At 35.1% G+C, this 14726-nt stretch carries 15 protein-coding genes; 11 read left to right on the top strand and 4 right to left on the bottom strand.

What is annotated here, in order from left to right; genetic code table 11:
* Nucleotide 1: 1 nt before the first annotated feature.
* On the bottom strand, nt 2–595 hold the full coding sequence (locus LPB89_RS18060; protein ID WP_230703085.1) for a GNAT family N-acetyltransferase: 594 nt from the start codon (nt 593–595) through the stop codon (nt 2–4).
* 403 nt (nt 596–998) lie between these two features.
* Between LPB89_RS18060 and LPB89_RS18055 the strand changes: the two genes are divergently transcribed.
* Entirely contained in the window at nt 999–2339 is a 1341-nt protein-coding gene (locus LPB89_RS18055; RefSeq protein WP_230703084.1) for an NAD(P)/FAD-dependent oxidoreductase, read from the top strand.
* Nucleotides 2340–2392: 53 nt separating this feature from the next.
* On the opposite strand, the gene LPB89_RS18050 is transcribed toward LPB89_RS18055, so the two are convergent.
* Complete coding sequence (locus tag LPB89_RS18050) at nt 2393–3910, bottom strand: helicase HerA-like domain-containing protein (RefSeq protein ID WP_230703083.1); 1518 nt, start codon at nt 3908–3910, stop codon at nt 2393–2395.
* A gap of 379 nt (nt 3911–4289) precedes the next feature.
* On the opposite strand from LPB89_RS18050, the gene LPB89_RS18045 reads away from it, so the two are divergent.
* The 8 genes from LPB89_RS18045 (at nt 4290) to LPB89_RS18010 (ending at nt 10793) form a co-directional block, all read left to right on the top strand.
* Nucleotides 4290–5114 carry a MotA/TolQ/ExbB proton channel family protein gene (locus tag LPB89_RS18045; RefSeq protein ID WP_154341446.1) on the top strand — a complete coding sequence of 275 codons (825 nt, stop codon included), beginning with the start codon at nt 4290–4292 and terminating at the stop codon, nt 5112–5114.
* Nucleotides 5115–5170: 56 nt separating this feature from the next.
* Nucleotides 5171–5797 carry a biopolymer transporter ExbD gene (locus LPB89_RS18040; protein ID WP_230703082.1) on the top strand — a complete coding sequence of 209 codons (627 nt, stop codon included), beginning with the start codon at nt 5171–5173 and terminating at the stop codon, nt 5795–5797.
* A gap of 19 nt (nt 5798–5816) precedes the next feature.
* Nucleotides 5817–6380 (top strand): biopolymer transporter ExbD, encoded by a 564-nt coding sequence (locus LPB89_RS18035; RefSeq protein ID WP_230703081.1) that lies wholly within the window; start codon nt 5817–5819, stop codon nt 6378–6380.
* A gap of 30 nt (nt 6381–6410) precedes the next feature.
* Nucleotides 6411–7211, top strand: a complete 801-nt coding sequence (locus LPB89_RS18030; protein WP_230703080.1) for an energy transducer TonB — start codon at nt 6411–6413, stop codon at nt 7209–7211.
* Complete coding sequence (locus tag LPB89_RS18025; protein WP_230703079.1) at nt 7211–7441, top strand: hypothetical protein; 231 nt, start codon at nt 7211–7213, stop codon at nt 7439–7441. Before LPB89_RS18030 ends, LPB89_RS18025 begins: the two co-directional genes overlap by 1 nt.
* Nucleotides 7442–7443: 2 nt before the next feature.
* Nucleotides 7444–8367 carry a PstS family phosphate ABC transporter substrate-binding protein gene (locus LPB89_RS18020; RefSeq protein ID WP_230703078.1) on the top strand — a complete coding sequence of 308 codons (924 nt, stop codon included), beginning with the start codon at nt 7444–7446 and terminating at the stop codon, nt 8365–8367.
* A 16-nt stretch (nt 8368–8383) separates the two neighbouring features.
* Nucleotides 8384–10054, top strand: a complete 1671-nt coding sequence (locus LPB89_RS18015; RefSeq protein ID WP_230703077.1) for a tetratricopeptide repeat protein — start codon at nt 8384–8386, stop codon at nt 10052–10054.
* A 106-nt stretch (nt 10055–10160) separates the two neighbouring features.
* Nucleotides 10161–10793 carry a 7-carboxy-7-deazaguanine synthase QueE gene (locus LPB89_RS18010; protein ID WP_127340431.1) on the top strand — a complete coding sequence of 211 codons (633 nt, stop codon included), beginning with the start codon at nt 10161–10163 and terminating at the stop codon, nt 10791–10793.
* Nucleotides 10794–10875: 82 nt separating this feature from the next.
* Here the strand turns inward: LPB89_RS18010 and LPB89_RS18005 are convergent, their stop codons facing one another.
* Both LPB89_RS18005 and LPB89_RS18000 read right to left on the bottom strand, forming a co-directional pair.
* Nucleotides 10876–11421, bottom strand: a complete 546-nt coding sequence (locus LPB89_RS18005; protein WP_230703076.1) for a YfiT family bacillithiol transferase — start codon at nt 11419–11421, stop codon at nt 10876–10878.
* A gap of 16 nt (nt 11422–11437) precedes the next feature.
* Nucleotides 11438–12151: a bifunctional 2-polyprenyl-6-hydroxyphenol methylase/3-demethylubiquinol 3-O-methyltransferase UbiG gene (locus tag LPB89_RS18000; protein ID WP_230703075.1), complete on the bottom strand. Its 714-nt coding sequence runs from the start codon at nt 12149–12151 to the stop codon at nt 11438–11440.
* 74 nt (nt 12152–12225) lie between these two features.
* Here LPB89_RS18000 and LPB89_RS17995 point away from each other — a divergent pair, with 74 nt between their 5' ends.
* Nucleotides 12226–12720 carry a YkgJ family cysteine cluster protein gene (locus LPB89_RS17995; protein ID WP_230703074.1) on the top strand — a complete coding sequence of 165 codons (495 nt, stop codon included), beginning with the start codon at nt 12226–12228 and terminating at the stop codon, nt 12718–12720.
* A gap of 120 nt (nt 12721–12840) precedes the next feature.
* Complete coding sequence (locus LPB89_RS17990) at nt 12841–14076, top strand: ABC transporter permease (protein WP_230703073.1); 1236 nt, start codon at nt 12841–12843, stop codon at nt 14074–14076.
* The last annotated feature ends 650 nt before the right edge of the window (nt 14077–14726 follow it).

The following is a 14726-nucleotide window of genomic DNA, read 5'->3' as shown; positions in this document are numbered from 1 at the left end:
TTTAAATAAATTCACCAAAATAATCTTGTTTAGTATTTTCCCATTCCTCCAAAATAATACTATAATAAACATCATCTTTGCTTTTCCCTTCAGAATCGACATAATTATTTCTGAATATCCCTTCTTTTAAGGCGCCGAGTTTCTCAATTGCGCTTTGGGATCTTTCATTTTCAAGATCGGCACTAAATTGTATTCTTCTGAATTGAATGTTTTCGAAACCAAAATTCAATAATTCATATTTGCAGGCTTTGTTTAAGCCCGTTCCCTGAAATGCCGCACCGTACCAGGTCCAGCCAATTTCGCATTTTTCGCTTGCCTGGTTTAGATATCCGTAACGGGTACTTCCGGCTACTTTGTTGGTCGCTTTGTCTATAATCAAAAACGGATAACAGATTCCGGCTGCTTTTTGCTTTAAGGTATTGGTAATATAATTTTCGAAATCAGCAGCATCGCGGACATACATGCCCATGTATTTCCATATTTCATCATCAAAAATGATAGTTTGGAGTTCGGTGTTTCTTTCGTTTTCAAAAGGAAGCAGCAGGACTTTCTCGTTTTCTAAAATAATATTTGTTTGTAATAGTTCTGGTCTCATAAATTTTGTTTGGTTGGAATTTCTTGGTAAAGACGAAAAGCTTTTTTGTCTCACGCAGATTTTGCAGATTGGGCAGATTTTTTTAATCTGTAGATAATATAAAGCTTTGCGCCTTTGCGTCTTTGCGAGATTATTTCTTCCGCTAAAATAACTTTTTTGAAACTTTAAATAAATCCAATTCACTTCGAATTTGTTATGAAAAACAGAGTTGCATGAGGGATAATAACGGCATCCTTTTGTGGCAATGCCCGTTGCTATTGTTAGCCACAAAAGATATAGTGGATAGCCCGACCCGCTTTTTTCGGCGGGTCATGCCCATATAAATCATAAATATTTCCTTTATTTTTAAGCTCTTGTAGAATTATTACTTATTTTTACGATCTTATTATTTAGATTATTCTTGATGCAAACTCCACTTAAAATTGCTGTTGTCGGTTCTGGATTGGTAGGATCACTTTTGGCAATTTATCTTAAAAAAGCAGGTCACACCGTTCATGTTTATGATCGTAGTCCTGATATTCGTCAAATAAACTTTTCAGGACGTTCCATCAATCTGGCAATGTCCAACCGAGGCTGGAAAGCGCTGGATGGCGTTGGTGTTGGGGATTCGGTTCGCGAAATCGCAATTCCAATGGACAAACGTGCCATACATCTGGTCGATAAATTAAACTTTCAGAATTACGGTCAGGAAGGTGAGTCGATTTATTCGATCTCAAGAGGAACCCTGAACCGGAAGATGATTGACCTGGCAGAACAAGCGGGAGCAGAGTTTTTCTTCGAGCAGAAAATCTGGGATGTTACACTGAGTGATGCAACACTGCATATTGGCGAAACCGAAAGAGGGGAGTGGGAAGAGAAAAAGTTTGATATGGTTTTTGGTGCCGATGGCGCTTTCTCCAGAATCAGGCACAGAATGCAACGCCAGAGCATGTTCAACTATTCGCAGGAATTTTTGAATATGGGGTATAAAGAATTAAATATTCCCGCCAATTCGGATGCTTCACATAAATTAGATAAAAACTCTTTTCATATCTGGCCGCGCGGCGAATACATGCTGATCGCGCTTCCAAATTTAGATGGCAGTTTTACCTGTACGCTGTTTATGCCTTTTGAGGGTGAAAATTCATTTGCCTCCTTAACAGACCGTAAAATGGTAGAAGATTTCTTCGAGAAAAACTTCCCGGATTCGATAGAAGTGATTCCCGAGCTGGCAGAAGATTTCTTTAAAAATCCAACGAGTACGCTCGTTACCATGAAATGTTTCCCGTGGACCTATGAAGATAAAATTGCCCTTATCGGAGATGCCTGTCACGCTATTGTTCCGTTTTACGGACAGGGAATGAACGCTGGTTTTGAAGATATTACGGTTTTAAATGAAATGATCGAAAAGTACGGCGATGACTGGAAAAAAGTGTTCTCCGAATATCAGATTTCACGTAAACCAAACGCCGATGCAATTGCGGAACTTTCGTATCGTAACTTTATGGAAATGAGCACGAAAACGGCAGATGAAAAATTTCTGCTGCAAAAGAAAATCGAAAAAGCATTTTCAGACAGACATCCGGATAAATGGATTCCGCTATACAGTCGCGTAACCTTCAGTGACCGTCCTTATGCGGAAGCTTTGGCTATTGGTGATTTTCAGAATGGGATTATGGAAGAAATTTTAAAACTCGACAATATTGAAAACATCTGGAACACTCCTGAAATCGATAATAAGATTCTGGAGTTGTTAGAAAAATAAAATTCTTAACTAAACCCGACAGGTTTTTAAAACCTGTCGGGTTTGTTGTTTTATTACTTTTTCAGAAATTTGGATAAAACTCCAAAAACACCCCTGATAAAAGTAGCACTGGTAACCACTTTTAAAACAGATTTAGTAACAACGCTAGCCGTACTTGGTTCCGATTTTGAGGAACTTGCCGGAGCTTGTTCTTGCTGCTCAGCAGCAGCCTGACTGGCAGTTTCTATTTTTTTAATTAAGATTTCGTAAGCGCTCTCACGGTCAATTTCTTCACTGTATTTTTTGACCAGTTTTGATTTACTATTGATATCGGCAATTTCGTCGGCAGTCAAAACATCCATTCGGCTCGTTGGGGCACGCATCATAGTGGCAACAAGCGGTGTGGGAATTCCTTTTTCATTCAGTGCCGTGACAAGCGCTTCCCCAATTCCTAAATTGGTCAGTAATTCATCTGTTTTGTAATAAACAGAAGTAGGGTAGTTGTCTGCTGTTTTTTTAATAGCCTGCCTGTCATTTGCTGTAAAAGCCCTTAAGGCATGCTGGATTTTTAATCCTAACTGCGCCAGAACACCACTCGGAACATCCATTGGATTTTGGGTAACGAAATAAACACCAACTCCTTTAGAGCGAATCAGTTTTACAATGGTTTCAATTTGCTCCAAAAGTGCTTTGCTCGCTTCATTGAAAATTAAATGGGCTTCATCAATAAAAATAACCAGTTCCGGTTGATCGGCATCTCCTTTTTCAGGCATTTGCTGGTAAATTTCAGCTAATAAGCTCAGCATAAAAGTAGAGAATAACTTTGGTTTATCCTGAATATCCGTTAAACGAATGATGTTTACGTAGCCTTTTCCATTCTCATCAATACGCATCAAATCATCAATTTCGAACGATAATTCTCCAAAAAATAAATCTCCGCCTTGCTGCTCCAATTCGATTATTTTTCTCAAAATAGTTCCGGTTGTAGCCGTCGAAATTTTGCCGTAAGAAGCGGTAATTTCATCTTTTCCTTCCTCCGTAATATAATTGATAACTTTCTTGATATCTTTCAGGTCCAGCAAAGGCATTTGGTTGTCATCACAATATTTGAAGATCACCGATACCACGCCGGCCTGCGTGTCATTCAGGTCTAAAATACGGGAAAATAAAACGGGTCCAAATTCAGAAACAGTGGCGCGTAAACGAACTCCGTTTTGTCTGGATAAAGACATCAGTTCAACCGGAAATGCGGATACATTATAAGGTATGTTTATTTTGCTGTGTCGCTCTGTAATAAAATCTTCTTCTTTTCCTTCTTTTGCAATTCCGCTAAAATCACCTTTTATGTCCATCATCAATACAGGGATTCCGGCATTCGATAATTGTTCTGAAAAAACCTGTATCGTTTTCGTTTTTCCGGTACCGGTTGCACCTGCTATAAGTCCGTGTCTGTTTAAGGTTTTTAAGGGGATTTTGACATGTGCTTCAGCAAGTGGTTCTCCGTCAAGAATGGCGCCTCCCAGAATAATACTGTCCCCTTTTGATGAATATCCATTGTTTATCTCCTGAATGAAATTGTCTTTTTTATTCATGTTTTATTTGTAATTTAGATGATTATAAGAGTATTGCTTTGTTTTTTAACAATTTGGCCTAGTTTTTTTTAGTAGGAAAAAGCTTTTCGCAATTGAAAATAAAACAAAAAATAATTTCGCAACTTTTTAAGAAGATATCAAAGGAATGTTTGAATATTTACTAAAACGTTGTAATTTTCCCATTAATAGCCTCGTTTTTTGTTTTATCTAAAAAACAACGGCGGCAATTTAATGAGATATTTTTTAAATTGACGTTAAATTTCCTTCAATAAAATTAAAAAAAGTTTTTTTATTTAAACTAAACGTATAAATTTGCTCCTCTACAAGTTAAATATAACTAAAAAATAAAAATTATTTAAAACTATTAAAATTTAAAAAAATGGCAAACGTTAAAGTTAAAAAAGAAAGCACTTCAAATGGAGGAGGAATGATTACTGGGATCATTATTGTTGCGTGTATTTTAGTTGGGGTGTTTATTTGGAAAGTAATAATGGGAGATGCTTCTAACTTTGAGGGAGGAAACCCTGAAACTGGACATCCAATCAATACATTAGGACAAGTATATAAAGGAGGATTCATTGTACCGGTATTATTAGGTATGTTTTTAATGGTTGTTGTGTTTTCAATTGAAAGATTTATCGTTATCGGAAAAGCGGCTGGAAAAGCTAATTTGGATAAATTCATGAAAAGCGTTCAGGGAAGTATTAAAGAAGGAAACATCGAAGCTGCAATCGCTTCTTGTGACAAACAACAAGGTTCAGTTGCAAATGCAATTAAATCTGCTTTAATTAAATACCAGGATGTTAAAAAAGAAGGTTTCAACAGTGAAGAAGCTTCAGAAGTAATCCACAAAGAAATCGAAGAGGCAACTTCATTAGAAATGCCAATGTTAGAAAAAAATATGACTATTATCTCTACTTTAGTATCATTAGGAACTTTAGGAGGATTATTAGGAACTGTATCTGGTATGATTAAAGCGTTTGGTGCGTTAGCTTCTGCTGGAACTCCAGACCAGGCTGCTCTTGCAACAGGTATCTCTGAAGCACTTATCAACACTGCAACAGGTATCTCTACTTCAATCCTTGCAATTGTATCTTACAACTTCTTTACTGCTAAAATTGACGATTTAACTTACTCTATCGATGAGGCTGGTACTACAATCGTAAACACTTACAGAAGATTCAGAGGAAGTTTGAAACAATAATTAATTTTTGATATTAATAATTACAATTAATTTATATCAAAATAAAATAAAAGAGAATGGCTAAATTAAAAATGAAAAAAAAGTCAACATCGACAGACATGACTGCGATGTGTGATGTTGCGTTCCTTTTGCTTACGTTCTTTATTTTGACGGCTACTGCTAAAGTGCCGGAAGCACTTCCTGTAGATATGCCTTCTTCTGTTGCACAAACTAAATTACCTGATACGGATTTAGCTATTATTACAATAGGTAAAGGTGCTGATGGAAAAAGTAAAGTGTTCTTTGACATTAAAGGAAGAGAGATCCGTAAAAGAACTCTTGAAGGAATGGGCGCAAAATTAGGTGTGACTTTTTCTGAAGATGATAAAACTAAATTTGCTTTGATGGATGACTTTGGTGTGCCGTTAGCAAATTTAAAGCAAATCATCGACATGAAAGCATCTGATAGGACTAAGGCCAATCAACCTGGAATTCCAATGGATTCTTTAAACAATCAATTAAAAGACTGGCTTTTGGTTTCAAGAAGAGCTGCAATTGATATTGACAACAAAGAATTGCAAATTGCAATAAAAGGTGATGCTAAAGAAGAATATCCGCAAATCAAAAAGATTATGGATATTTTACAAGATCAGAAAATCAATTCCTTTAACTTAGTTACAGGTATGAGAGATAAAAACTTTTAATTAAAAAAGATACACTAAAATGGCTGAATTAAATACCGGCGACGGTGGTGGCGGAAAAGGTGGTAAAGTAAGAAGTAAAAAGCAGAATTCTAAGGTCGATTTAACGGCAATGGTGGATTTGGCATTCTTATTGATCACATTCTTTATGTTAACCACATCGTTGTCAAAACCTCAATCGATGGATTTGTCTCTGCCAGATAAAGATCCTAATGATAAAGATCCAAAGGATACTAAAGTAGATGAGAACCGTACGATGACAGTTATGTTGGGTGCAGATAATAAAATGGTTTACTATATGGGTTTGCTTGCAACTCCTAAACTTGGACCGAAGGATGCTACTTATGGTAAAGAAGGAATTCGTAAAGTATTATTGACTCAAAAGAAAGCAGTTTTAGCTTATTCCGCAGGTTTAGGAAAACCTAAAAACGGAATTATAGTTATTATCAAGCCCACTAAAAAATCAAATTACCGTAATTTGGTTGATATTTTGGATGAGATGGCTATTTCAGGAGTAGATACTTATGCGATTGTTCCCGAGTTTACTCCAGAAGAGACGAAATTGATAGATAAGAAACCAGAGTAATCTTGTTTTAATCCTTAATACTCAAGAAAAATGAAATTAGATATAATTAAAAATCAGTGGCTTGATATCGTATTCGAAGGACGTAATAAGATATATGGTGCATATGAGTTAAGAAAATCGAACGGTAAGACGACTGTAAAAGCGCTTATCATTGGTTCGCTTATTTTTAGCTTTGCTGTAGCAGCTCCTCTTATTGCAAGCTTGTTACCAGATTCTGAAGAAGAAGTGGTAAATAACGATATTAAGATTGCGACTGTAAAGATAGTTCCTAAAAAAGAGGAAATTAAGCCCAACCAGCCGCCACCACCGCCACCGCCGCCAAAAGTGGATCAGGTGAAGTTTGTGAAACCAGTGGTTGCCAAAGCAAATGAAATTACTGAAGACCCGCCAAAAATCGTGGATCTTAAGGATAAAAAAGTAGGTAACGAAACTATCAAAGGAGATCCGGACGCAGTTTTAACTGTTGATGAGCCAGTTGGTAAAGGACCGGTTACTGAAATCATTCAGGAAGATAATAATGTTTATAATACCGCTGGTATCGAGGTAAAACCAGATTTCCCCGGAGGTATTGAAAAATTCTACAAATTCGTAGGAAACAATTATAAGACTCCGGAAGAAGAAGGTTTAAAAGGTAAAGTATATGTTACTTTTGTAGTTGAAAAAGACGGTTCATTAACCGACATTAAAGTTTTAAGGGATATCGGTTACGGTACAGGAGCAGAAGCAATTCGTGTTCTTAAAAAATGTCCGAAATGGACTCCCGGCGAGCAAAATGGTAAAAAAGTTAGGGTACTTTATTCTCTTCCTATTACTATTCAATCTGCAGAATAATGTTAAAAGATATGCTTAATAATATTCAGAAGAAATCGCTCAAAGAGCGATTTCTTCTTGTTTTAGGAATACTGTTTTTTTTAATATATCTTGTACTGGGTTTAATGATTATGTTCTGGAAGAAACTTCCATTGGATATGGAACCGAAGTATAGATATGCTTTTGGAATATTACTGATCGTTTATTCGGGGATTCGTTTTTTGAGATTAATTAATTCAAATGCAGACTAATTATGTTGAAATATAGCAAAGTTGCAGGTTTGGTTGTTTTTGTTTTTTTGTTTGCCATGTGCAACCAAAAAAGTAAAAATGAAACGGATAAAGAGACAATTTTAAAAGGGTCAATTGATATTACCGTAGATGAGACAATAAAACCGATTGTTGAAGATCAGGTTGCTGTTTTTGAGGGAACTTACTATGGTTCGAAAATTTCAATAAAACCTAAATCTGAATCAGAATTAATAAATGATTTATTAAATGAAAGAACTAAAGTTGTAGTTACTTCCAGAAATCTTACAAAAGAAGAATTGGCAAGATTTAAGAAAAGTAAAATTCAACCCAGAGTTACTCCTTTCGCAACAGATGCTATTGCTTTTATTTCAAACAAAAGTAATAATGATACATTAATTGCGTTGAAGACAGTAATCGATTTCATGCAGGGTAAAGCTGATCCCAGATTTGACGGGCTTGTATTTGATAATCCAAATTCTAGTACAGTACGTTATATGAAGGAATTGGCAAAAGTGAAAGAGTTGCCTTCAAAAGGTGTTTTTTCTTTTAAAACTAATGATGAAGTTATTAAATTCGTTTCGGAGAATGACGGTATGATTGGAGTCGTGGGAGTAAACTGGCTTTCACAACCATCGCCAAATATGGTTAATGTCGTTAAGAATATAAATGTTTTGAGCGTTAAGGGATTGAATAGTGATAAGTACTATAGCCCTACTCAAAATGATCTTGCCGAATTAAAATACCCTTTGGCACGCGATTTGTTTATTATAAATTGTCAGGGATATACAGGTTTAGGAATGGGACTGGCCTCATTTATGTCCGGAGACATTGGACAACGTATTGTCTTAAAATCAGGATTATTGCCTGTTAGGACTCCGGGTAGAAAACTTAGTATTAGGAAAGAAATTATAAAAGATAAAGAATAAATTAATTACTATAAAGATGAATAAATTTAAAATTTTTAGTCTTGCCTTAGTTGCATCAGCTTCTGTTGCAAAAGCGCAAGACATCAACGAAGCTAAAAAAGCAATTGATGCTGAACAATTTCAAAAAGCAAAATCGTTGCTGAAATCAATTATTAAAGCAAAACCATCTGACGGTGAGGCAAATTTTGTACTAGGTAATGTATATTTAAATCAATCTGTTGTGGATTCGGCTAAAATCTATTACCTAAATGGATTAGAAGCATCTGATAAGAAAAACCTAAACTACATTGGATTAGGACAATTGGATCTTGATAGTAAAAATACAGCAGGAGCTCAGGCTAATTTTGCTTTAGCAACAAAAGATATTAAACGTAAAGATGTAAATGAATTTATTTACATTGGTAGAGCTTACATGAATTCAGTAAATCCTGATTATAAAAGCGCTATCACAAGCTTGCAAAAAGCTTTAGCGATCGAACCTCAAAATCCTTCTGCCCTTTTGGCAATCGGAGATGCTTATTATGGAGCAAGTAATCAAAATGATGCGTATAAAGCGTATCGTGATGCATTTACAGCAGATCCAAAACTTTTAAGAGCAAAAATGCAATTAGGAGTTTTATTGAAAGGTGCTAAATCGTATGAAGAAGCAATCAAAGCCTTCAATGAAGTTATTGCTTTAAATCCTAATTATGGTCCTGTTTACAGAGAATTAGCTGAAACATACTACAAATGGGGAAGAAATAAAACGTCTACTGCCAAAGTTAATATGCAAAATGCAATTACTAACTATGAGAAATATTTGAGTCTTACAGATTACTCTTTAGATTCTAAAATGCGTCATGCAGATTTCTTAATCTTAGTGAAAGATTACAAAACTTTAGAGACTGTTGCAAATAAAATGATTGCAGAAGATAAAGTGAATCCAAGAATTTACAGATATTTAGGATATGCTGCTTACGAAAACGGAAATGTTGATGTAGCTATTAAATCTATTGAAGATTTTATAAAAGTACCTTCAAATAAAGTAATCGGCAGAGACTATTTATACTTAGGTTTATCTAAAATTAAAAAAGGAACAAATGCTGAAGGTGTAGTTGATCAGGCAGCTTTTGATGCCGGTGTAGCTGATATCAAGAAAGCAATTGAATTAGAGCCTTTAGTAGTTGAAGAGCTTGCCGATTTAGGAAAAGCATTGTTTGGTAAAAAACAGTTTGCACAAGCTGCAACTATTTTTGAACTTGCTGTTAATAACAGTGAATCTAAAAATTATTTAGATGATAATGTTTATTATGGTATTTCACTTTACTACGCAAATGTAAATAAACCTGCAGGTACTGCTCCCAATGCTGAAGCATTAGGAAAGGCAGAAGCTGCTTTCGACAGAGTTTTGGTTGCTTCTCCTACTTATGATGAAGCGTACTTATACAAAGGAAGAATCAATAACTTGCTTGAAAAAGATGATTTAATCATTAAGAATTACGAAGAGTATGTAACTAAAACAACTGCAAAAGGTGCTGAAGAATTGGCAAAACCTGCAACAGTTAAGAAAATAGTGGAAGCTTACAATAGCATTGGTGCCAGTTATGCTAATACTGATAAAGTTAAAGCAGTTGAATATTTCAATAAGACTTTAGCTTTAGATCCTGCAAACACTTACGCTGCGCAATCTGTAAAAGCTTTAAAATAATCTAAGCTTTTATTATAGTAAATAAAAAACCGATAGTTCGCTTTGAACTATCGGTTTTTTTATGTTCCGTATTTAAATGACTATCTTTGCACTTTAAAATAAAATAATGTTAGCTAAAGAAATACAATTAGAGGTGAATAAAGGTGCTATGCTGCCTTTGATGGAAGAGTTTTATACGATTCAGGGAGAAGGTTTTCATACAGGAACTGCTGCTTACTTTATAAGAATTGGAGGATGTGATGTGGGTTGTCATTGGTGTGATGTGAAAGAAAGCTGGAATGCAGAATTGCACCCGCCAACAAGTGTTGATTTAATTGTGAAAAATGCTTCGGCCTACGCAGATACTGTTGTAATTACGGGTGGAGAGCCTTTAACATGGGACATGACTTTGTTGACGCAGCAATTGAAAGACAGAAATTTAAAAGTTCATATTGAAACTTCTGGTGCATATCCATTGTCCGGAACCTGGGATTGGATTTGTCTTTCTCCTAAAAAGAATAAATTGCCAACTCAAACCGTATACGATAACGCCCATGAGTTAAAAGTGATTATCTATAATAAACATGATTTTATATTCGCAGAGGAACAGGCTGAACTGGTAAATGACAATGCTATTTTATTCCTTCAGCCGGAATGGAGTAAAAAAGAAGAAATGACCCCACTAATTGTAGATTATGTAATGAATAATCCAAAATGGAGGGTTTCACTTCAGACACATAAATATTTGAATATTCCGTAATCTTATAAAACAAAAAAGCACTTCAATTGAAGTGCTTTTGTATTTGTGTATACACAGTGTGTAAAAATGAAACGGTTTCTGTTTATTTCCAGTTTTTATTTTTTTTCAAAGTGGTGATATGAGCCAAATGATGCTTTCCATGCCAGGCATAAGTGGCTATCATTTGTTTTATTTTTATTTCAGAATTGTTTTCAGGATGTATAAAGCTTCTGTCAAGTTCAGTTTCAGATAAACTTTTTAGAAGATAGGCCAATCTAAAGTGTAATCCTTCCAATAAAGATAAAGTAGGTTGTATCGGCATTTCTAAATTATCAGGTAACGCAGCCCATAAAACTTCATCGTAAGCTTTTATTACAGGATTGTTTTCTGTCAACGCCCATTTTATCCTTATAAAACAATTCATATGACTTTCGGCGCAATGATGAATTACCTGTCTTACCGTCCATCCGCCCGGACGATAGGGTGTGTCAAGTTGTTCGTCTGATAAATAAATTGTTTCGTGTTTTAGTTTTTCCGGGAATTGTGCAATTTCTTCAATTTTTCCTGAAAGATATTCTTTTGAATAGGCTGAAGGAGCAATGAATTTTCCTATCGGATACTTTAATTTTTCTAAATCTGAATTTTCCATAAATTAAAATCTAATATTAAATACAAAGTCTGGCTAAATAATCATAATGCTCGCCTTCTAAAATAAGTTCACATTTTAAACCATTCGCAACAGCGGCATTTTGAAGCGTATTGTAATCTAAGTAAAGCCAGTTGAAAGGTTCTTCTTTTTCTCCTTTATAAGAAATAGTAAAAACAAGTTCGCCATAATAATCACCGCTGGACGGAATCCATTTTCCACCATCTTCATCTTCATCTTCATCAAACATATAAATAATGTCCGAGCTGTCTAGCAGAATCTGCCCGCCTGGATTTAAGAGCGATTTTAATTTTGACAAATAGTTATTGCAGTTTTCCATCTTGCCAAAAATACCAACACCATTCATCAATAATACAATGGTATCAAATTTTTCTTCTTCGAGATCGAGCAGGTTTTGAACCCTAGCGTTTTTTACGCCTCTGAGTTTACATGTTGCAATCGCTTTTTCAGAAATATCAATAGAAGTAACATTCAGATTACGGTCGTTTTGTAGAGACAAACTGTGGCTTCCGGCTCCGCATCCTACATCCAGAATTTTTCCGTTTGCCAGTTGTAGTGCCTTTTGTTCTATTTTTGGCATTTCATTATAAGAGCGAAATAAATAATCAACACTCATTTCGTCTTCCTCAGAAATCGAAGTTTCGGTAATAATGTTTTCAGGCGAATTATTGGTTTGAAAGTCGAACATTGCCTTTCCAAAAAGATCTTTCATTTTAATTTAGTTCAAAGTTTAAGGTTTCAAGTTTAAAGTTGTTTAATTTTGCACATCAACTTCAAATTTTAAACTTGAAACAAATTTTAAATAACTTAAATAAGTTAGCCAAAGATAAGCATATCGAAAACAAAAAGTATTTTGATAAGCTTAAAAAGAAACAGCCTAAAAACTTAGACTATGTTATGCAGGAATTGCATGATAAAGAGTTTAAGAAAACGGACTGTCTGGAATGTGCCAATTGTTGCAAAACGACTGGTCCATTATTTACGCTGGCTGATATCGAAAGAATTTCGAAATCTTTCAGACAAAAACCACAGCAGTTTATCGAGCAATACCTTCAGGTTGACGAAGATAAAGATTATGTATTGAAAAGTGTTCCCTGTACTTTTTTAGATAGTGAAAATTATTGTATGATTTATGATGTGCGTCCAAAAGCATGCAGGGAATTTCCGCATACCGATCGTAAAAAGTTTCATCAGATTTCAGATCTGACTTTAAAAAATGTTGCAATTTGCCCGGCAGCATATAATATAGTTGAAGAGATGAAGAAACGACTTCCATTGTAAATAAACCCTTCACTGCGTTAAAATATAGTTTAATTGTTTTCCGGAACAATTCATGTTTGCATTTTTAAATGTATTTTTGACTCAGGCGAAAAGGAAAACACTAATAAACGATAACTGAAATTGAATCTAGAATATTTTATTGCTAAACGACTTATTACTGCTAGGGATTTTAAAAGCAGTATTTCAGCTCCAATTATAAAAATTGCCATTTCGGCTATAGCTATTGGTATCATTATGATGTTGGTGTCTGTTGCTACAGGTATTGGTTTGCAGCAAAAAATTCGTGAAAAGGTTTCTGCTTTCAACGGTCAGATTGTTATTTCGAATTATGATAACAATAATTCCGAAGTAACATTAATTCCCATTTCTAAAAAACAGGATTTTTATCCGAATTTCAAATCCGTTCCTGAAGTTACCCACGTACAGGCAATCGCAAGTAAGGCCGGAATCATTAGGACAGAAAGTTCTTTCGAGGGTATAATTTTCAAAGGAGTTGGTCTGGATTACGATTGGAATAAGATAAAAGAGTATTTGGTAGAGGGTAAATTACCGGATTATGCTAAAGGTATCAACGAAGAAGTGATAATCTCCAGATTTCTGGCTGATCGCTTAGGTCTTAAAGTTGGGGATAATTTCAATACCTTTTTTATCAAAGAGGAGCAAGGTAAGATGCCGAACAGCCGTCGTTTCAAAATAACTGGAATTTTCAATTCCGGTTTCCAGAGTTTTGATGCAACGTATATAATAGGAGATATACGCCACATTCAGAAAATTAATAAATGGAATCCGAATCAGGTTGGGGCTTTCGAAGTATTTGTAAAAGATTTCGATAAAATTAAAGAAACAGGCGATAAAATCTATGAGCAAACATCGTCCAGTTTAGATACTAAAACAATGATAGAGAAATACAGCTATATTTTTGACTGGCTGCAGCTTTTCGATTTTAATATTATTGTCATTCTTGCAATCATGATTATAGTCGCAACAATTAATATGGTAGTAGCCCTGTTAGTGCTCATTTTAGAACGGACACAAATGATCGGAATATTAAAAGCGTTAGGGGCAAACAACTGGGCGGTGAGAAAGATATTCCTGTATAATGCATTTTATCTCATTATACGAGGGCTTTTCTGGGGTAACCTAATCGGAATCTCATTATTATTAGTGCAACAGTATTTTGGAGTTATTCAGCTCAATCCTGAAAATTACTATGTCAATCAGGCGCCAGTGTATATTAATTGGGTTTATGTAGTCCTGTTAAATTTACTAACCATTACAGTCTGTTTTGTAGTGCTTCTCATTCCGTCTTATATAATCACTAAGATATCACCGGTCAAAGCCATTCGTTTTGATTAATTGAATATTCAGATTTCAATCTACAACCCGACAGTTTTCCAAAACCTGTCGGGTTTGTTTTTGATAGGTATAAGGTAATTATCCTGTCCACCTAAGCATAGCCAAAGCCTTTGGAATTTAAAGATTTGGAATTTAATTAGGAGCTATTTCCACTTCCATCGGGGCTAGGGCAGTATTTTTCAAAAGAGATATTAGGTAACAAGAGAAACTTAGCGCCTCTGCGTCTTTGCGTGAACCAATGAGAGTACCGAATTTAAAGGTGTCTTTTCTGCAAACCACCTAAAAGCAAAAGGTTTCCACTTCCATCGGGGCCAGGGCAGTAGTTTTTAAAATTGATTTACTTCATGTATAGGTAAGAAAAGAAACTTAGCGCCTTTGCGTCTTTGCGTGAATTAATAAATCTGCATGAACTGCCATGATATACTGAATTTAAGTCCTGCAGAGCAGGCCAGCAATAAAAAACCGCTGCAAACCCAAAACAAAGTACAGGCATTGAATCTGTGTAAAAGAAGGATAAAAGACTCTTTAAGATATAAAGTCTTTAAAATGGTATGTTGTTAATAGCTTAAAATAGGAAAAGCGCAATGACACCCTGAATTTTCCCACAAAATGAAAAATTGTTTAATTTGTAAAAACTCTGTTATCAGTAA

This window comes from Flavobacterium sp. ENC, assembly GCF_020991415.1.
Lineage (GTDB): Bacteria > Bacteroidota > Bacteroidia > Flavobacteriales > Flavobacteriaceae > Flavobacterium.
This window is presented reverse-complemented; position numbering and strand designations above follow the sequence as displayed.